Origin of the sequence: Aquincola sp. J276, from assembly GCF_024700035.1 — a bacterium.
In the GTDB taxonomy this organism is placed as follows: domain Bacteria; phylum Pseudomonadota; class Gammaproteobacteria; order Burkholderiales; family Burkholderiaceae_C; genus Aquincola; species Aquincola tertiaricarbonis.
This window is the reverse complement of sequence record NZ_JAJONC010000001.1, coordinates 2,606,666-2,624,659: the sequence shown is the minus strand read 5'-3', so window position 1 is coordinate 2,624,659 and position 17,994 is coordinate 2,606,666. Positions and strand designations below refer to the sequence as shown.

The window sequence follows — 17,994 nt, the reverse complement described above, 5'->3', positions numbered from 1 at the left end:
CTCCCTGCTTACTTCACGGCGGCGACGATCTTCGTCGCGGCTTCGGCCATGGTGTCGGCGCTGATGATCGGCAGGCCGGACTCTGCAAGCAGCTTCTTGCCGATTTCCTCGTTCGTGCCCTTCATGCGCACGACGAGCGGCACGTTCAGGTTCACGGCCTTGCAGGCGGTGATCACGCCCGTGGCGATGGTGTCGCACTTCATGATGCCGCCGAAGATGTTCACCAGGATGCCCTTGACCTCCGGGTTCTTCAGCATGATCTTGAAGGCCTCGGTCACCTTCTCGGCGGTGGCGCCGCCGCCCACGTCGAGGAAGTTGGCCGGTTCGCCGCCGAACAGCTTGATGGTGTCCATCGTGGCCATCGCCAGGCCGGCGCCGTTGACCAGGCAGCCGATGTTGCCGTCCAGGCTGATGTAGGCCAGGTCGAACTTGCTGGCTTCGATCTCGGCCGGATCTTCTTCATCCAGGTCGCGGTAGGCCACGATCTCGGGGTGGCGGAACAGCGCGTTCGAGTCGAAGTTGAACTTGGCGTCCAGCGCGACCAGGTTGCCCTTGCTGTCGCAGTTCAGCGGGTTGATCTCGACCAGCGACGCGTCCGTCTCCATGTAGCAGCGGTACAGGTTCTGGAACAGCGTGATCGCCTGCGCATGCGAGCCTTCCGGCAGGCCGATGGCAGCGGCCACCTTCTTCGCCTGCTCGTCCGACAGGCCGGTCAGCGGGTCGATGTAGTCGGTGATGATCTTGTCGGGGGTGGAGTGCGCCACTTCCTCGATGTCCATGCCGCCTTCGCTCGAGGCGATGATGGCCACCTTCTGCGTCGCGCGGTCGGTGACCAGCGAGACGTAGTACTCCTTCTTGATGTCCGCGCCTTCTTCGATGTAGAGACGGCGCACCTTCTGGCCTTCGGGGCCGGTCTGGTGCGTGATCAGCTGCATGCCGAGGATTTCGCCGGCCAGCTTCTTCACGTCGTCCATCGAGCGGCCCAGCTTGACGCCGCCGCCCTTGCCACGGCCACCGGCGTGGATCTGCGCCTTGACGACCCAGACGCTGCCGCCCAGTTTTTGCGCAGCCTCGACGGCTTCCTGCACGGTGAACGCGGGGTAGCCGCGGGGCACCGGAACGCCGAACTGGCGCAGCACTTCTTTGCCTTGGTACTCGTGGATCTTCATAGGCTTGTCTTGGGGAGGGGAGGGCGGACAGCGGCGCGCGAGGAGGTGGACAGAGCCGCCTTCAGCGCCCCGCGACGGGCGGAAAGGAGGAATTGTCGGCCGAATTGCCGACAGCGGGCTGACGCCGCATGCATGCCGAGGCCGGGGCAGGACCCATGGCAGCCGCCACGGCAGGTACGTCAGGCGTGCCGGCGCGGTGGTGCAAGGGGAACGGAAACAAGGCCATCGACTGCAGGCGGATCGGCGGCCGCGGCCGCCATCGGACAGGCGCATGTGCGCCGCTGGGAAAAACCGCGGGAATGTAGCATCTTGCGCTGCAGCAATCCTGCGGCTACCCGCAGTCGTCTTCCCCGGCGCCGCTGACCACCCGGCGGATGGTTTCGCCCGAGAAGCCTCGGCCGGCCAGGAAACGCATCTGCTTGGCGCGCCCTGCGGCGTCCTCGGCTGGGCCGCCGAACCGCCGTTGCCACAAGGCACGGGCGCGCTCCAGCTCGCTCGCCTTGAGCTGCGCGGCGGTGTCCGCATTCACCGCCAGACCATGCTGCGCCAGCTCCAGCTTGATGCGCATGTTGCCGAAACGGGACGCGCGAGCGTGCACGCGGCTCTCCACGAATCGCTCCTCGCTCAGATACCGATGAGCCTCCAGCCAGTCCAGCAACTTGTCCAGGCACTGGTGGGGCGTTTCCGCGGAGGCGGTGCTGGCCCCGCCGGTCAGGGCTGCGGCATCGTTGGCAGCCGTCTGCTGCGCTTCGCAAAAGGCCACGGCATGCGGCAGCAACTTGCGGCGCAGTTCGGTACGACTGTGCTCCCGTTGCGCGAGGAGCTTGAGCGCCCGCGCTTTCAGTGAAAGCCGGCCGGGCGCTGCCATGCGGGCTTACTTGGCGGGGCTGCCAGCCGCGGCAGGCGCGGCGCCCTTGCCGGGCATCAGGGGAATGCCCAGCGCTTCGCGCACCTTGTTCTCGATCTCGGTGGCGACGTCCTTGTTTTCGCGAAGGAACTCGCGGGCGTTGTCCTTGCCTTGGCCGATCTTTTCGCCGTTGTAGGCATACCAGGCGCCGGACTTGTCGAGGATGCGCGCTTCCACACCCATGTCGATGATCTCGCCTTCGCGGCTGATGCCTTCGCCATAAAGGATGTCGAACTCGGCCGTCTTGAAAGGCGGGGACACCTTGTTCTTGACAACCTTGACCTTGGTCTCGCTGCCGATGACTTCCTCGCCCTTCTTGATGCTGCCGGTGCGGCGGATGTCCAGGCGAACCGACGCGTAGAACTTCAGCGCATTGCCGCCGGTGGTGGTTTCGGGGTTGCCGAACATCACGCCGATCTTCATGCGGATCTGGTTGATGAAGATGACCATGGTGTTGGTCTTCTTGATCGTGCCGGTGAGCTTGCGCAGTGCCTGGCTCATCAGGCGGGCCTGCAGGCCGGGCAGGGAATCGCCCATTTCGCCTTCCAGTTCAGCCTTGGGCGTGAGCGCGGCCACCGAGTCGACGACGATGAGATCGATGGAGCCGGAACGCACCAGCGCGTCCACGATTTCCAGCGCCTGTTCGCCGGTGTCGGGCTGGGAAATCAGCAGGTCCTGCAGATTGACGCCAAGCTTCTGGGCGTATTGGGCATCCAGGGCGTGTTCGGCGTCGATGAAGGCGCAAACGCCGCCAAGCTTCTGCATTTCAGCGATGACTTGCAGCGTGAGCGTGGTTTTGCCCGACGATTCGGGGCCGTAGATTTCGACCACGCGGCCACGGGGCAGGCCGCCGACGCCCAGCGCGATGTCCAGGCCAAGGGAGCCGGTGGACACCACCTGGATGTCTTCCACCACTTCGCCGTCACCCAGGCGCATGATGGAACCCTTGCCGAACTGCTTCTCGATTTGCGAGAGCGCAGCCTGCAGGGCTTTGGCTTTTTCAGTGTTCAGGGCTTTCACGGGTGCGTCCATGGCGTTCTCCGGAGAATGGGCGCAATGATACCTGAAGCTGGATATCCGTACAGTATCGGGAACGCACTGCCGACAGGGATTCCGACTCCCTAAAATCAGTGGATCAGGAGACGACATCGTGCGCATTTTGATAGCCGAGGACGATCAGGTGCTGGCCGATGGATTGATCCGGACGCTGCGCAACACGGGTTATGCAGTGGACCAGGTCGGCAGCGGCACCGAGGCCGACGCCGCATTGGCGGCGCATGAGTTCGACCTGCTGATCCTGGACCTGGGCCTGCCCAAGCTGCATGGCCTGGAGGTGCTGCGGCGGCTGCGCGCCCGCGGCTCCAGCGTGCCGGTGCTGATCCTCACCGCGGCCGACAGCGTGGAGCAGCGTGTGAAGGGCCTCGACCTGGGCGCCGACGACTACATGGCCAAGCCGTTCTCGTTGGCGGAACTGGAGGCCCGGGTGCGTGCGCTCACGCGCCGTGGGCTCGGATCGGCCTCGACCGTGATCAAGCACGGGCCGCTCAGCTTCGATGCGACGGGCCGCGTGGCCTACCTGAACGACCAGATGGTGGACCTGTCCGCGCGCGAGTTGTCGCTGCTGGAGGTGCTGCTGCAGCGTGCGGGCCGGCTGGTGAGCAAGGACCAACTGGTGGAACGCCTGTGCGAGTGGGGCGAAGAGGTGAGCAACAACGCCATCGAGGTGTACATCCACCGGCTGCGCAAGAAGATCGAGCAGGGCCCCGTGCGCATCGCCACCGTGCGCGGGCTGGGCTACTGCCTCGAGAAGATCCCGGGCTGATCGGCCCGCGGCGTCCGGACGGAGGCGAGCGACCGCATGCCCGGAGCCCAGCGCGAGCAGCGTTCGCTGTTCGGCGAGATCCTCGACTGGATGCTGGCGCCGCTGCTGCTGCTGTGGCCGATCAGCGTGGCGCTCACCTGGCTGGTGGCGCAGGGCATCGCGAACCGGCCGTATGACCGCGAACTGGGCGAGCTGGCGCGCACCGTGGCACAGCGGGTGTCGGTCGAATCCAGCGAGTTCGTGGCGCCGCAGGTGAAGGTGCGCATCCCGGAAGCGGCTGCGCAGATCCTGCGCAGCGACGATGCCGACCAGGTGTTCTTCCAGGTGCTGGGCCTGCGGGGCGAGTTCCTGGCGGGCGACCGCGACCTGCCCGTGCCCGACGAGGAGCGGGCCGTGCCGGGCGAGTTGCGCTTCCGCGATGACTTCGTGGCCACCGAGCCGGTGCGCATCGCCTACATGTGGCTGGCCGATCCGCAGGCGCCGAAGGACTCGGTGCCGCTGGTGCAGGTCGCGCAGACGCTGGACAAGCGCTCCCGGCTGGCCACCGAGATCTTCCGTGGCGTGATCCTGCCGCAGTTCGTCATCCTGCCGGTGGCGGTGCTGCTGGTGTGGCTGGCGCTGGCGCGTGGGCTGGCACCGCTGAATGCGCTGCAGCGGCGCATCCGTGAACGCGAGAGCCATGACCTGTCGCCCATCGAGGAGCGGGACGCGCCCGACGAGGTGGCACCGCTGGTGCGATCGATCAACGACCTGCTGGGCCGGCTGGACGTGTCCATCGGCGCGCAGAAGCATTTCCTGGCCGACGCCGCGCACCAGCTCAAGACGCCGCTGGCCGGCCTGCGCATGCAGGCCGAGCTGGCGCAGCGTGAGCTGGAGAGCGGCGGCGACGTGCAGTCGGTCAAGCGCTCGCTGCAGCAGATCGCCCGTTCCACCCAGCGCGCGGCGCACATGGTCAACCAGCTGCTGGCCATGGCCCGGGCCGAGGACAAGGAGCAGGCCCGCCGCATGCAGGAGGTGAGCCTGCCGCGGCTGGCGGTGGAGACGGTGCGGGACTTCGTGCCGCGCGCGCTGGAAAAGCGCATCGACCTCGGCTACGAAGGCCCCGACGCCCACAGCGCCGGCCCCACCGTGCGCATCAAGGGCCAGCCGGTGCTGGTGCGTGAGCTGATGCGCAACCTGGTGGACAACGCGTTGCAGTACACGCCGTCGGGCGGAGCGGTGACGCTGCGGGTGGTCGCCGATCCGTTCGGCCAGGTGGTGGTGCTGCAGGTGGAGGACACCGGCCCGGGCATCCCGGAGGCGGAGCGCGAGCTGGTGTTCCAGGCCTTCTACCGCGCGCTGGGCACGAACGTGGACGGCTCCGGGCTGGGTCTGGCCATCGTGCGCGAGATCGCGCAGCAGCATGGCGCGGTGGTGGCGGTGGAGGATGCGCATCCGCGCAGCACGCCGCCGGGCACCCGCTTCACGGTGCGCTTTCCGGTGGCCCCGCCGGCGGAGCCGCAGGCTGCCGCCGCACCCGACGCGCCCGCAGGCGTGCCCGCCTAGCTCTGCATCAGCCGCCGGCTCTTGGCGATGGACATGAGGATGCCCAGCCCGAGGCCCATGGTGACCATGGCGGTGCCGCCATAGCTGACGAAGGGCAGCGGCACGCCCACCACCGGCAGGATGCCGCTGACCATGCCCATGTTCACGAAGCAGTAGGTGAAGATGGACAACGACAGCGCCCCGGCCAGCAGGCGGGCGAAGACGGTGGGCGCCTCGGCCGCGATCATCAGGCCGCGGAACAGCAGGAAGGTGAAGCCGAGCAGCAGACCGGCCACGCCGGCCAGGCCGAACTCCTCGCTGAAGGCGGCGAAGATGAAGTCGGTGGTGCGCTCGGGGATGAACTCCAGGTGCGTCTGGGTGCCGTTCATGAAGCCCTTGCCGTGGATGCCACCGGAGCCGATGGCGATCATGCCCTGGATGATGTGGAAGCCCTTGCCCAGCGGGTCCTGCGTGGGATCGAGCAGGGTGCACACGCGATGCTTCTGGTACTCCCGCAGCACCGGCCACACGACGTCGGGCTGGCAGATCGCGTCTTCCGACAACACCAGCGCGGTGATGCCCACGCCGCCGAGCACGATGACCGGCAGGATGAGCTTCCAGCTCAGGCCGGCAAAGAACATCACGTACAGCCCGCCGGCCAGGATGAGGATGGCGGTGCCCAGGTCGGGCTGCTTCATCACCAGGCCCACCGGCACGGCCAGGATCAGCCCGCCCACCGCGAAGTCCAGCGCGCGCAGCTGGCCTTCGCGCTTCTGGAACCACCAGGCCATCATCAGCGGCATGCCGATCTTCAGGATCTCGCTGGGCTGCACTACCACGCCCACGTCCAGCCAGCGGGTGGCGCCCTTCTTGGTGACGCCAAAGATGGCCGTGGCCACCAGCAGCGCCACGCCCACCACATAGATAGGCACGGCCAGCATCATCAGCCGCTGCGGCGGCACCTGCGCCACCACCAGCAGCACCGCGGCGCCCAGCAGCATGTTGCGGCCATGGTCCACGAAGCGGGTGCCGTGGTCGTAGCCGGCGGAATACATGGCCACCAGGCCAGCGCCGGCCAGCATCAGGATGCCGATGATCAGCCAGTAGTCGTAGCCGATGAACAGCGGCCGCAGGCGGACCCACAGCGAAGGGCGTTCGATCACCGCGCTCATCGTGTCGCCCGGTTGTGCGGCGCGCTCTGCGCCACCTGCTGCGCTGCCGAGGCGGGCGGCGCAGGCGGCACCGCGGGCACCGGCGCCGGCGCACCGCGCTCGCTGCCCACGTCCAGCGCCACGCCGGGCAGGCCGGCCATGGCGGTGCCGCCGGGCAAGGGCACGTCGGCCGCCTGGCGCGGTGTGCCGAAAGGGGCGCCGGACTTGCCCTGCTGGGTCAGGGCCATGTCCTCGTCGTTGGGCCACAGGCCCTGCAGCGCGTAGTCGAACACCCGGCGGGCGATCGGCGCCGCGGCAGCCGCGCCCCAGCCGGCGTTCTCCACGATCACCGCCAGCGCGATGGTCGGGGCTTCCAGCGGCGCGAACGCCATGTACACCGAGTGGTCGCGCTGGTACTCGCTGAGCTTGGCGGCGTTGTACTTCTCGTTGGCCCGCACGCCCACCGCCTGCGCGGTGCCGGTCTTGCCGCCGGTCTTGTAGGGCGCGCCGGCGAACACCGGCGTGGAGGTGCCCTCCTGCGTCACGCCGTGCAGCGCACGCAGAATCAGCGACACATGCTCCGGCTTGTAGGCCAGCGGTTCCAGCGCGTCGCCGGAGACGCGTGTCTTCTGGTGCGTGACCACGTTCTCCACCTCCCGCACCAGCCGCGGCTGGAAGCGCTGGCCGCCGGCCACCAGCGTGGCCGTGGCGCTGGCCAGCTGTAGCATGGTGAAGTTGTTGTAGCCCTGGCCGATGCCCAGCGAGATGGTCTCGCCCGAGTACCAGCGCTGCTGCTCGGGCCGCTTGTAGGCCCGCTTCTTCCAGGCGGTGGAAGGCAGCAGGCCGGCGCTTTCGCCTTCCAGGTCGATGCCGGTGCGGCGGCCGAAGCCCAGCGGCGACAGCTGCTCGTGCATCAGGTCCACGCCCATCTCGTTGGCCAGCGAGTAGTAGTAGACGTTGCTGGACTTGACGATGGAGCGGTACATGTCCACCGGCCCCAGGCCCTTGTCGCCGTGGCTGCGGAAGGTGTGGTTGCCGAAGACGAAGCTGCCGTTGTCCTGCACCACGGCGCCGCCGCTGCGCTTGCCGCTGTTGAGCGCAGCCAGCGCCATGAAGGGCTTGAAGGTCGAGCCCGGCGGGTACGTGCCGCGCAGCGCACGGTTCAGCAGCGGCCGGTCGATGGACTCGTTGAGTTCCTTCCAGCTGTCGTAGTCGATGCCGTCGACGAACAGGTTGGGGTCGAAGGTGGGCTTGCTGACGAACGCCAGCACCTCGCCGTTGCGCGGGTCGATGGCCACCAGCGCGCCGCGGCGGTCGCCGAACATCTGTTCCACCAGCGCCTGCAGCTTGATGTCGAGCGACAGCACCAGGGTGTTGCCGGGCGTGGAAGGATGGCTCTTCAACCGGCGCACGGCGCGGCCGCCGGCGCTGGTCTCCACCTCCTCGAAGCCCGTCTGGCCGTGCAGCTCGCGCTCGTAGCTCTGCTCCACGCCCAGCTTGCCGATGACCTCGGTGCCGCGGTAGTTGGCCTGGACATCCTCGTCCCAGTCCTCCATCGCCTTCTTCTCGGTCTGGTTGATGCGGCCGATGTAGCCCACCACATGCGCACCCACTTCGCCCAGCGGATAGTTGCGGAACAGCCGGGCGCGCACGTCCACGCCGGGGTAGCGGAAGCGCTGCGCCATGAAGCGCGCCACCTCGGCGTCGTCGAGCTTGGTGCGGATGGGCAGCGACTCGAAGCTCTTGCTTTCCTCCATCAGCCGCTTGAAGCGGCGGCGATCGCGCGGCTGGATGTCCACCAGCTTCGCCAGCGAATCGATGGTGGCTTCCAGGTCGTGCACCTTGGAAGGCGTGATCTCCAGCGTGTAGGCCGAATAGTTGGTGGCCAGCACCACGCCGTTGCGGTCGACGATGAGCCCGCGGTTGGGCACCACCGGCAGCACGGCGATGCGGTTGGCCTCGGCCCGCGTCGCCAGCTCTTCGTGGCGCACCACCTGCAGGTGCACCATGCGCGCGGCGATCAGCCCGAAGCCGAACAGCACGAAGACGGCCGCAGCCAGCAGACGGCCGCGGAAGCGGCTCATCTCGCGTTCGAGGTTCTTGATCTCGGTCACAGCGGTCGATTCTGATCCGGATCGGGCGCGCGGCGCTGCGGCGCCAGCAGCAGCCACGTTGCCGGCAGCCACAAGGCCGACTCGATCACCGGCGCCCAGAGGATCTGCCAGCCCGGCAGCATGCCGCCGGCGGCCAGCCGCACGATGGTGGACACCGCATGCGCGGCGGCGAACAGCGGCAGCACATGCAGCGCCTGCGCCGGAAGGCTGAACCAGCGCAGCCGGCGGTGGATGGTGATGGCGAAGAACGACAGCAGCGTGTAGGCGAGCGCGTGCTGTCCGAGCAGCGCGGCCTCGTGCACGTCCATCAGCAGGCCGAACACGAAGGCGGCGCCCACGCCCACCCGGCGCGGCTGGTGCACGTTCCAGAACACCAGCACCAGGGCCAGCAGGTCGGGCACCGCCGGTTCACGGCCGAACGGCAGCAGGTTGAACACCAGCGCGAACAGCAGCGTGAACCAGACGAAGAAGGGATTGGCCGGCAGCAGCAGCTGGTCCGACCCGCGCGGCATGATCATGGCTTGCGCTTGCTCCGGGGGTCGACCTTGGCTTCCGGCTCCGGCGGCGGGGGCGGCGGCAATTGGGTGCTCAGCGGCTCCAGCACCAGCACATGGCGCACGCCGTCCAGCGGCGCCGAAGGTTGCAGCGTGATGCGGGCGAATCCTGCATCCGCCTGGCGTTCCACCGCGGCCACGGTGGCCACCGGCAGGCCTGACGGGTACACGCCGTCCACGCCCGAGGTGGTGAGCACGTCGCCCACCTTCACGTCGGAGTTGGCGGCCATGTAGCGCAGCTCCAGCGCGGCGCCCTGGCCGGGCCCGCCGAAGGCGGCGCTGCGCTGCTGGGTGCGGGTGTTCAACACCGGGATGGCGGCGTCCTTGTCGGTCAGCAGCGTCACTTCGGCGGTCAGCGGGTACACGCGTGTCACCTGGCCCATCACGCCCGATTCATTGACCACCGGCGATGCGGCCACCACGCCATGGCGCTCGCCGCGGTCGATGAACACCTTGCGCGAGAAGGGGTCGGCCGCCTCGTACAGCACCTCGGCCGCCAGCGAGCGGACCGTCACCGCGGGCCGCAGCTCCAGCAGCGCGCGCAGGCGTTGGTTCTCGCGTTCCAGCAGGTCCACCTGCGCCACGCGCTCGGCCTGGCGAACCATCTGCACCCGGGCCGCGTCCTCGGCCGCACGGGCCTGGCTGATGCCTTCCAGGTAGTCGCGGCCGCCGAGCAGGATCTCGCGCGGCACCATCAGTGCGCGCTCCACCGGCAGCAGCGCGGTGGCCAGCACCGCACGTGCGGTGACCACGAGCTGGAAGCGCCCATCGGCCACCATCAGGAACACGGCCAGCGCGGAGCAGAACAGCAGCTTGGTGAGTGCCGACACGCCCTGGCGGAAGAAGGGCGGGGAGTGCGGTCGAGGGTGCCCAACTGCATGGTGTCGGCTCAGGAAGTCAGGTGCTCAGATGCGGCAAGGCCGGCCACGTGATGCTGCACGCGCCGGCCCGTGGCAGCAGTGTCGGCGGTTTACTCCGAGGTGAAGATGCTGCCCAGGCGCTCCATGCGCTCCAAGGCCATGCCGCAGCCGCGCACCACGCAGGTCAGCGGATCTTCGGCCACCAGCACCGGCAGGCCGGTTTCCTCTGCCAGCAGGCGGTCCAGGTCGCGCAGCAGCGCGCCGCCGCCGGTGAGCATCATGCCGCGCTCGGCGATGTCGGCACCCAGCTCCGGCGGGGTTTGTTCCAGCGCGTTCTTGACGCTGGAGACGATGTTGTTCAGCGGGTCGGTCAGCGCCTCGAGGATCTCGTTGCTGCTGATGGTGAAGCTGCGCGGCACGCCTTCGCTGAGGTTGCGGCCCTTGACCTCGATCTCCTTGACCTCGGAGCCGGGAAACGCGCTGCCGATGTTCTTCTTGATCGCCTCGGCGGTGGGCTCGCCGATCAGCATGCCGTAGTTGCGGCGGATGTAGTTGATGATGGCTTCGTCGAACTTGTCGCCGCCCACCCGCACGCTGCCCTTGTAAACCATGCCGCCCAGCGACACGACGCCCACTTCCGTGGTGCCGCCGCCGATGTCGACCACCATGGAGCCGGAGGCTTCGCTCACCGGCAGGCCGGCACCGATGGCGGCGGCCATCGGCTCCTCAATCAGGTAGACCTCGGAGGCGCCGGCGCCCAGCGCGCTCTCGCGGATGGCGCGGCGCTCCACCTGGGTGGAGCCGCAGGGCACGCAGATGATGATGCGCGGGCTGGGCTTGAGCACCGAGCGCGGATGCACCATCTTGATGAACTGCTTGAGCATCTGCTCGGTGACGGTGAAGTCGGCGATCACGCCGTCCTTCATCGGGCGGATGGCTTCGATGTTGCCCGGCACCTTGCCCAGCATGGCCTTGGCTTCCGCGCCAACGGCCTGGATCGTCTTCTTGCCGTGGGGGCCGCCTTCGTGGCGGATGGCGACCACGGAGGGCTCGTCCAGCACGATGCCCTTGCCGCGAACGTAGATCAGCGTGTTGGCGGTGCCCAGGTCGATGGCGAGATCGGTGGAGAAGTAACGGCGAAACGATTCGAACATGGCGGGGGGAGGGGGCGCACTCAACGGCCGCGCGCATCGACCGGACCACCGGGCCCGGGACGCATCGCTGCAGCGGCTGGCGCATCAAATTTGGAGGGTTGTTCGTTCGGAGGGCGTGGCGCCCGGCCCCGAGGGCCGCGCGGCACCTGGATCTCTTGCCCCATCACCTTGCCCAGAACCGGGCACGGCGGCGTTGCGCGGCAACGTGCGGCGGACCATGAGCCTTGTGGGGAACGGGAGATAATACCCCATCAACCCCCGCCGATCGGTGGTTTTGCACGGCGTTGCCGCCGATGTGCAGCCTGATTTACCGACCCGGCGCCAACCCCAACAAGCCCCCACCGATGGCCCTGACCCCCGAGGACGTGAGCCGCATCGCGCATCTGGCGCGGCTGGAACTCAAGCCTGAAGCCCGCACCGAGTTGCTGGAGCAGCTCAACGGCTTTTTCGGCATCGTCGAACGCATGAGCGCCGTGGACACCAGCGGCGTAGAGCCGCTGTACACCCCGCTGTCCGCCGTGCAGGCCGTGCAGCTGCGCCTGCGCGAGGACGCCGTGACCGAATCGAACGAGCGTGAAGCCAACCAGCGCAGCGCCCCGGCCGTGCAGGACGGCCTGTTCCTCGTGCCCAAGGTGATCGAATGAGCGGCGCCGACCTCCACACGCGCGGCGTGGCCGCGCTGTCCGCCGCGCTGGCCGCCGGCGAAGTCTCCAGCGTCGAGCTGACGCAGGCGCTGCTGTCGCGGGCCGAAGGCCATGCGCAGCTGGGCAGCTTCCTGCATCTGGATGCCGACAACGCGCTGGCGCAGGCCCGTGCCGCCGATGAGCGCCGTGCCGCCGGCCAGGCCCATGCGCTGACCGGCGTGCCCATCGCGCACAAGGACGTGTTCGTCACCGCCGACGCGCCCACCACCGCCGGCTCGAAGATGCTGGCCGGGTACCGCAGCCCGTTCGACGCCACCGTGGTGGCTCGCCTGGGCCGCGGCGCCGATGGCGTGGCCGGCGCCGGCATGGTGAGCCTGGGCAAGCTCAACTGCGACGAGTTCGCGATGGGTTCGGCCAACGAGAACTCGGCCTACGGCGCCGTACGCAACCCCTGGGACACCACGCGGGTGCCCGGCGGCTCCTCGGGCGGCTCGGCCGCCGCGGTGGCGGCGCGGCTGCTGCCCGCGGCCACCGGCACCGACACCGGCGGTTCCATTCGCCAGCCGGCCAGCTTCTCGGGCGTGACCGGCATCAAGCCGACCTACGGGGTGTGCTCGCGATACGGGATGATTGCCTTCGCCTCCAGCCTGGACCAGGCCGGCCCGCTGGCCCGCAGCGCCGAGGACTGCGCGCTGCTGCTGTCGGCGATGAGCGGCTTCGACCCGCGCGACGCCACCAGCGCCGAGCGGCCGCCGCAGGACTTCCATGCGCAGATGTTGGCGCCGCGTGAAGGCGCCACCGCCGCCCAGCCGCTGAAGGGCCTGCGCATCGGCCTGCCGAAGGAGTTCTTCCCGCAGGCGCTGGCGGCCGATGTGGAGGGCACGGTGCGCGCGGCGCTGGCCGAGCTGCAGAAGCTCGGCGCCACGCTGGTGGACGTGAGCCTGCCGCGCACCGAGCTGTCGATCCCCGTGTACTACATCATCGCGCCGGCCGAGGCGAGCTCGAACCTGAGCCGCTTCGACGGCGTCAAGTTCGGCCACCGGGCCGACAAGTACGCCGACCTGCTCGACATGTACAAGAAGTCGCGCGCCGAAGGCTTCGGCTCCGAGGTGCAGCGGCGGATCATGATCGGCACCTACGTGCTGAGCCACGGCTACTACGACGCCTACTACCTGCAGGCGCAGAAGCTGCGCCGCATGATCGCCGACGACTTCCAGGCCTGCTTCCGCGACTGCGACGTGATCGCCGGCCCGGTGGCGCCCAGCGTGGCCTGGCATCTGGGCGAGCAGGGCAGCGACCCGGTGAAGGCCTACCTGGCCGACATCTTCACGCTGCCCGCCAGCCTGGCCGGCCTGCCCGGCATGAGCGTGCCGGCCGGCACCGGCGACGGCGGCATGCCGGTGGGCCTGCAGCTCATCGGCAACTACTTCGCCGAAGGCACCCTGCTGCATGCCGCCCATGCCTTCCAGCAGGCTACCGACTGGCACACCCGCGCTCCGGCGGGCTTCTAGACAGGAACCGGCACACGCCCATGTCCACTGCCCAAATGATCCGCGGCTACGAGGTCGTCATCGGCCTCGAGACGCACGCGCAGCTTTCCACCCAGAGCAAGATCTTCAGCGGCGCCAGCACGCAGTTCGGCGCCGCGCCCAACACCCAGGCCTGCGCCGTCGACCTGGCGCTGCCCGGCACGCTGCCGGTGATGAACCGCGGCGCGGTCGAGCGGGCCATCCGCTTCGGCCTGGCGGTGGGCGCCAAGGTGGCGCCGCTGTCGATCTTCGCGCGCAAGAACTACTTCTACCCCGACCTGCCCAAGGGCTACCAGATCAGCCAGTACGAGATCCCGGTGGTGCAGGGCGGGCAGATCAGCTTCTTCGTGGGCGACGTGCGCAAGACGGTGCACCTCACCCGCGCGCACCTGGAAGAAGACGCCGGCAAGTCGCTGCACGAGGACTACCACGGCCAGACCGGCATCGACCTGAACCGCGCCGGCACGCCGCTGCTGGAGATCGTGTCGGAGCCCGAGATGCGCTCCTCCGCCGAAGCGGTGGAGTACGCGCGCACGCTGCACGGCCTGGTCACGTGGCTGGGCATCTGCGACGGCAACATGCAGGAAGGCAGCTTCCGCTGCGACGCCAACGTGTCGGTGCGCCGCCCGGGCCAGCCCTTCGGCACCCGGCGCGAGATCAAGAACCTCAACAGCTTCCGCTTCCTGCAGCAGGCCATCGACTACGAGGTGCAGTGGCAGATCGACCAGCTGGAAGACGGCCTGCCCATCGTGCAGGCGACGGTGCTGTTCAACCCCGACACGGGCGAGACGCGTTCGATGCGCACCAAGGAAGACGCGCACGACTACCGCTACTTCCCCGACCCCGACCTGCCGCCCCTGGTGATCGAGCCGGCCTGGGTGGAGCGGGTGAAGGCCGAGATGCCCGAACTGCCGGCCACCATGGCCGAGCGCTTCCAGACCACCGACGGCCTGCCCGCCTACGACGCGACGATGATGACGCAGAGCCTGGCGCTAGCCCGGTTCTACGAGACGGCGCGTGATGCCTGCGGCCAGCCGAAGCTGGTGGCCAACTGGCTGATGGGCGAGGTATCGCGCCGGCTGAATGCCGAGGGCAAGTCGATCGAGGCCTGCCCGGTGTCGGCGGCCACGCTGGCCAAGCTGATCAGCCGCATCGGCGACGGCACCGTCTCGAACAACGGCGCGCGCCAGGTGTTCGAGGCGCTGTGGTCGGGCGAGGCCGATGTCGATGCCGTGATCGAGGCCAAGGGCCTGAAGCAGATGAGCGACACCGGCGCGCTCGAGGCCATCGTGGCCGAGGTGCTGGCGGCCAACCAGAAGTCGGTCGACGAGTTCCGCGCAGGCAAGGACAAGGCCTTCAATGCGTTGGTCGGCCAGGTGATGAAGGCCAGCAAGGGCAAGGCCAATCCGGCCCAGGCCACCGAGCTGCTGAAGAAGAAGCTCAGTTCTTGACGCCGGTGCGGGTGTCGCTGGCGGGCAGCGTCTGCGCCCCGCCCAGCGAGCCCGCCGGCGCGCCGGCCCACAGTCGGCGCAGGCGGTCCAGCTCGGCGTCGTACAGCCGGTTGATGCGCTCGAGCTCGGCCGCCTGGGTCTGCGCGGCGGCGCGCTGTGCCTCGGCTGCGGCCTCGTTGGCGTCCAGCTGCTGCTTCAGCAGGCCGGGCAGCGGGCGGTCCCGGTAGAACTCGGCTTCCGCATCCAGCGGCTTGCGCTCGGCGGCCAGGCGCTGCAGCCGCATCTCGGTATTGCGGATGGCCACGCGCACCGTGTCCAGCGATGCCTCGCGGGCCTTGCGGTGCGCCGCCTCGTTCGGAAAGCGGTTGATCAGGTTGCGGTCACGCCGGATGGCGTCCAGCTGTGCGGTGCGCTCGGCCTGGGCGCGGCGCTCAGCGGCTTCGCGCGCGGCGCGCTCCTCGGCGGTGAGCGACGGCGGGTGGATGCGCTGCAGCGAGCCGTCGCTGTTGAGCACCCGTTGTTCCTGCGCGTTGCAGGCCGGGATGGGGCGGTCGGACGTGAGCCGCCGGCCGTCAGCCGTGGTGCAGGTGTAGATGCCGGGGCTGGCGGATGCCGAAGGCTGCGGCTGCGCCAGCGCGCCACACGCGCCTGTGCACACGAAGGCAGCGGCCAGCCATCGTGCAATTGCCAGGCGGGGTGTCGGTCGGGACATTCAAATTCCGTAACGGGCTCGGTAGCGGGAAACGCTTTCGGCGTGGGCCGCCAGCGTGCTGTCGCTGGTGGTGGCCAGATAGTCCAGAAGATCTTTGAGCGTGGCAACCGAGACCACGTTCAACTTGAAACGGCTGGTCACGTCCTGCACCGCCGACCAGGGCACGTCGGCACCGTTCTCGGTGGCCTTTTCCTGCCGGTCCAGCGCCAGCGCCACGCCCACCGGCTGGCCGCCGGCGGCTTCGATCATCGTGATCGATTCGCGCACCGAGGTGCCGGCGGAGATCACGTCGTCGATGATGAGCACGCGGCCACGCACCGGCGCGCCCACCAGCGTGCCGCCCTCGCCGTGGTCCTTGGCTTCCTTGCGGTTGTACGCGAACGGACGGTTGTGGCCCAGCCGGGCCAGTTCCATGCTCACGGCGGCGGCCAGGGTGATGCCCTTGTAGGCCGGGCCGAACAGCATGTCGAACTGCAGGCCGGAAGCCAGCAGACGGCGTGCATAGAATTCCGCCAGGCGGCCCAGCTTGGCGCCGTCATCGAACAAGCCGGCGTTGAAGAAATAGGGCGACATCCGCCCCGCCTTGGTCTTGAACTCGCCAAAGCGAAGCACACCGGCCTTCACCGAGAACTCGACGAACTCTTGGGCCAGCGGGTCGGTGTGTTCGTGGGTGCTCATGAAGGAAGGTCCTCAAGGTATGTTTCGGCTCGTCACCCTGAATCTGAACGGCATTCGCTCGGCGGCCACCAAGGGTTTCGAGGCCTGGGCCGCGCAAACGGGCGCAGATTGTATGGGGGTGCAGGAGGTCAAGGCCCAGGCGGATACCGTGGTCGGGCGCTTCGATTCCCTCGACGGCATGGCCGGGCATTTCCACTATGCCGAGAAGAAGGGCTACTCCGGCGTGGGCCTGTATTCGCGCAAGCCGCCCACCGACGTCATCCTCGGCTTCGACCCCGATGAATTCGATGCCGAGGGCCGCTACGTGGAGGCCCGCTACGACAGCGGCGGCCGAAAGCTCAGCCTCATCAGCTGTTACTTTCCCAGCGGCAGTAGCGGCGAGGAGCGGCAGGCCGCCAAATTCCGCTTCCTGGCCAAGATGTATCTGCACCTGGTGCGGCTGAGGACCGAGCGCGAATTCATCCTGATGGGCGACATCAACATCGCGCACAAGGAAATCGACCTGAAGAACTGGCGCGGCAACCAGAAGAACAGCGGCTTCCTGCCCGAGGAGCGCGCGTGGATGACCCGCCTCCTGGACGAGGCGGGCCTGGTGGACGTGTTCCGCACGCTCAACGATCGTGCGGAGCAATACACCTGGTGGAGCAACCGCGGGCAGGCCTGGGCCAAGAACGTGGGCTGGCGTCTGGACTACCACCTGGCCACGCCCGGCGTGGCGGCCGCCGCGCGGCGCGAGCACATCTACATCGAGCAGCGCTTTTCAGACCATGCGCCGCTGGTGATCGACTACGACTTCAGCCTCTGACAGGGCGCCACACGGCACGCCAAGGCCAAAAAGCGTGAATATTCACGCGTAGCAAGTCACATTGCACTGTTGCGTGCCATGCAGGGCGACCTACGCTGTGCTGCGCACCGCCGCCCGCCGCGTGTGAACCGGAGAGTCCATGTCGCCCGACAGCCTGATGTCCAGCGCCCTGCACATGCTGCCCGCGCCCTCCCTAGGCCGACCCGCGGCCTACCGCGGCCTTGAAAGGCGACGTCGGCCCGAGGCCGCGCACTGGCTGCAGCTGGCACTGGACGAGGTGGACTACGGCCTGCTGCTGGTAAGCCACCGCGGCCGCGTGCTGCACATGAACCACGTGGCCCGGCTGGACCTCGCCGACGGCGCGCATCCGCTGCTGGTGGTGGGCCATCAACTGCGCACCCGCCATGCCGACGACGACGGCGCGCTGCGCGACGCCCTGGCCGATGCGGCCGAGCGCGACCTGCGCTGCATGCTCACCGTGGGGCAGGCACCACGGCGCGTCAGCCTGGCGGTGGTGCCGCTGGCCGGGCCGCAGGGGCAGGACGAAGGCGCCAGTTTGCTGATGTTCAGCAAGCGGCAGGTATGCGAGGCGCTGTCGGTCGAAGCCTTTGCGCGTGGCCATGGCCTGACCGGCGCCGAGACCCAGGTGCTCAAGGCCCTGTGCAGCGGCGTCACGCCGCACGAGGCGGCGCAGATGCAGGGCGTGCGCCTGTCCACCGTGCGCACGCAGATCGGCAGCATCCGCGCCAAGACGGGCGCCTCCAGCATCCGCGCACTGGTGCAGCAGGTGGCCTGCCTGCCGCCGCTGGTCACGGCCTTGCGTGCCGCCGGCATGAAGGAAGCCGCGCTCGCTGACGCGAGGCTTACACATGCGCACGCCTGAGGCATTGCACAGGTAATTTTGCAAAGCCCGTTACGAT

Annotated in this window: 17 protein-coding genes; 7 read left to right on the top strand and 10 right to left on the bottom strand. The window is 68.6% G+C overall.

What is annotated here, in order from left to right:
- Positions 1-8: 8 nt before the first annotated feature.
- The 3 genes from sucC to recA form a co-directional block, all read right to left on the bottom strand.
- Positions 9-1,169: an ADP-forming succinate--CoA ligase subunit beta gene (sucC, locus tag LRS14_RS11995; protein WP_046113141.1), complete on the bottom strand. Its 1,161-nt coding sequence runs from the start codon at positions 1,167-1,169 to the stop codon at positions 9-11.
- Between the two features lie 331 nt (positions 1,170-1,500).
- Positions 1,501-2,037 (bottom strand): regulatory protein RecX, encoded by a 537-nt coding sequence (locus LRS14_RS11990; RefSeq protein ID WP_257799673.1) that lies wholly within the window; start codon positions 2,035-2,037, stop codon positions 1,501-1,503.
- 6 nt (positions 2,038-2,043) lie between these two features.
- The gene (recA, locus tag LRS14_RS11985) at positions 2,044-3,108 is read right to left on the bottom strand and encodes a recombinase RecA (protein ID WP_046113143.1); all 1,065 of its coding nucleotides are present in this window, start codon (positions 3,106-3,108) and stop codon (positions 2,044-2,046) included.
- Positions 3,109-3,226: 118 nt separating this feature from the next.
- Here recA and LRS14_RS11980 point away from each other — a divergent pair, with 118 nt between their 5' ends.
- Both LRS14_RS11980 and LRS14_RS11975 read left to right on the top strand, forming a co-directional pair.
- Positions 3,227-3,898: a response regulator transcription factor gene (locus LRS14_RS11980; protein WP_046113144.1), complete on the top strand. Its 672-nt coding sequence runs from the start codon at positions 3,227-3,229 to the stop codon at positions 3,896-3,898.
- Between the two features lie 36 nt (positions 3,899-3,934).
- Entirely contained in the window at positions 3,935-5,443 is a 1,509-nt protein-coding gene (locus LRS14_RS11975) for a sensor histidine kinase (RefSeq protein WP_257799672.1), read from the top strand.
- On the opposite strand, the gene rodA is transcribed toward LRS14_RS11975, so the two are convergent.
- The 5 genes from rodA to LRS14_RS11950 form a co-directional block, all read right to left on the bottom strand.
- A complete protein-coding gene (gene rodA, locus LRS14_RS11970; protein WP_046112890.1) occupies positions 5,440-6,594 on the bottom strand; it encodes a rod shape-determining protein RodA in 1,155 nt (384 codons plus the stop codon). The genes LRS14_RS11975 and rodA overlap by 4 nt on opposite strands.
- Positions 6,591-8,687 carry a penicillin-binding protein 2 gene (gene mrdA, locus LRS14_RS11965; RefSeq protein WP_046112889.1) on the bottom strand — a complete coding sequence of 699 codons (2,097 nt, stop codon included), beginning with the start codon at positions 8,685-8,687 and terminating at the stop codon, positions 6,591-6,593. The genes rodA and mrdA overlap by 4 nt, the downstream gene beginning before the upstream one ends.
- On the bottom strand, positions 8,684-9,205 hold the full coding sequence (gene mreD, locus LRS14_RS11960) for a rod shape-determining protein MreD (protein WP_257799671.1): 522 nt from the start codon (positions 9,203-9,205) through the stop codon (positions 8,684-8,686). The genes mrdA and mreD overlap by 4 nt, the downstream gene beginning before the upstream one ends.
- Entirely contained in the window at positions 9,202-10,071 is an 870-nt protein-coding gene (mreC, locus tag LRS14_RS11955; RefSeq protein WP_310740821.1) for a rod shape-determining protein MreC, read from the bottom strand. Before mreC ends, mreD begins: the two co-directional genes overlap by 4 nt.
- Positions 10,072-10,211: 140 nt before the next feature.
- Entirely contained in the window at positions 10,212-11,255 is a 1,044-nt protein-coding gene (locus LRS14_RS11950) for a rod shape-determining protein (RefSeq protein ID WP_046112886.1), read from the bottom strand.
- Positions 11,256-11,599: 344 nt separating this feature from the next.
- On the opposite strand from LRS14_RS11950, the gene gatC reads away from it, so the two are divergent.
- Genes gatC through gatB form a run of 3 tightly spaced genes read left to right on the top strand, consistent with a single transcriptional unit; the run spans position 11,600 to position 14,879 of the window.
- Positions 11,600-11,899 (top strand): Asp-tRNA(Asn)/Glu-tRNA(Gln) amidotransferase subunit GatC, encoded by a 300-nt coding sequence (gene gatC, locus LRS14_RS11945; RefSeq protein ID WP_046112940.1) that lies wholly within the window; start codon positions 11,600-11,602, stop codon positions 11,897-11,899.
- Positions 11,896-13,410: an Asp-tRNA(Asn)/Glu-tRNA(Gln) amidotransferase subunit GatA gene (gene gatA, locus LRS14_RS11940; protein ID WP_257799670.1), complete on the top strand. Its 1,515-nt coding sequence runs from the start codon at positions 11,896-11,898 to the stop codon at positions 13,408-13,410. Before gatC ends, gatA begins: the two co-directional genes overlap by 4 nt.
- A 20-nt stretch (positions 13,411-13,430) precedes the next feature.
- Complete coding sequence (gatB, locus tag LRS14_RS11935) at positions 13,431-14,879, top strand: Asp-tRNA(Asn)/Glu-tRNA(Gln) amidotransferase subunit GatB (protein WP_257799669.1); 1,449 nt, start codon at positions 13,431-13,433, stop codon at positions 14,877-14,879.
- On the opposite strand, the gene LRS14_RS11930 is transcribed toward gatB, so the two are convergent.
- Together LRS14_RS11930 and pyrE are read right to left on the bottom strand one after the other, a co-directional pair.
- Positions 14,869-15,591: a hypothetical protein gene (locus LRS14_RS11930; protein WP_257799668.1), complete on the bottom strand. Its 723-nt coding sequence runs from the start codon at positions 15,589-15,591 to the stop codon at positions 14,869-14,871. The two genes, gatB and LRS14_RS11930, sit on opposite strands and share 11 nt — an antisense overlap.
- Entirely contained in the window at positions 15,592-16,269 is a 678-nt protein-coding gene (gene pyrE, locus LRS14_RS11925; RefSeq protein WP_257799667.1) for an orotate phosphoribosyltransferase, read from the bottom strand.
- A 19-nt stretch (positions 16,270-16,288) separates the two neighbouring features.
- Here pyrE and LRS14_RS11920 point away from each other — a divergent pair, with 19 nt between their 5' ends.
- Together LRS14_RS11920 and LRS14_RS11915 are read left to right on the top strand one after the other, a co-directional pair.
- Complete coding sequence (locus LRS14_RS11920; RefSeq protein ID WP_257799666.1) at positions 16,289-17,074, top strand: exodeoxyribonuclease III; 786 nt, start codon at positions 16,289-16,291, stop codon at positions 17,072-17,074.
- A gap of 139 nt (positions 17,075-17,213) precedes the next feature.
- Positions 17,214-17,957: a helix-turn-helix transcriptional regulator gene (locus tag LRS14_RS11915; protein ID WP_257799665.1), complete on the top strand. Its 744-nt coding sequence runs from the start codon at positions 17,214-17,216 to the stop codon at positions 17,955-17,957.
- The last annotated feature ends 37 nt before the right edge of the window (positions 17,958-17,994 follow it).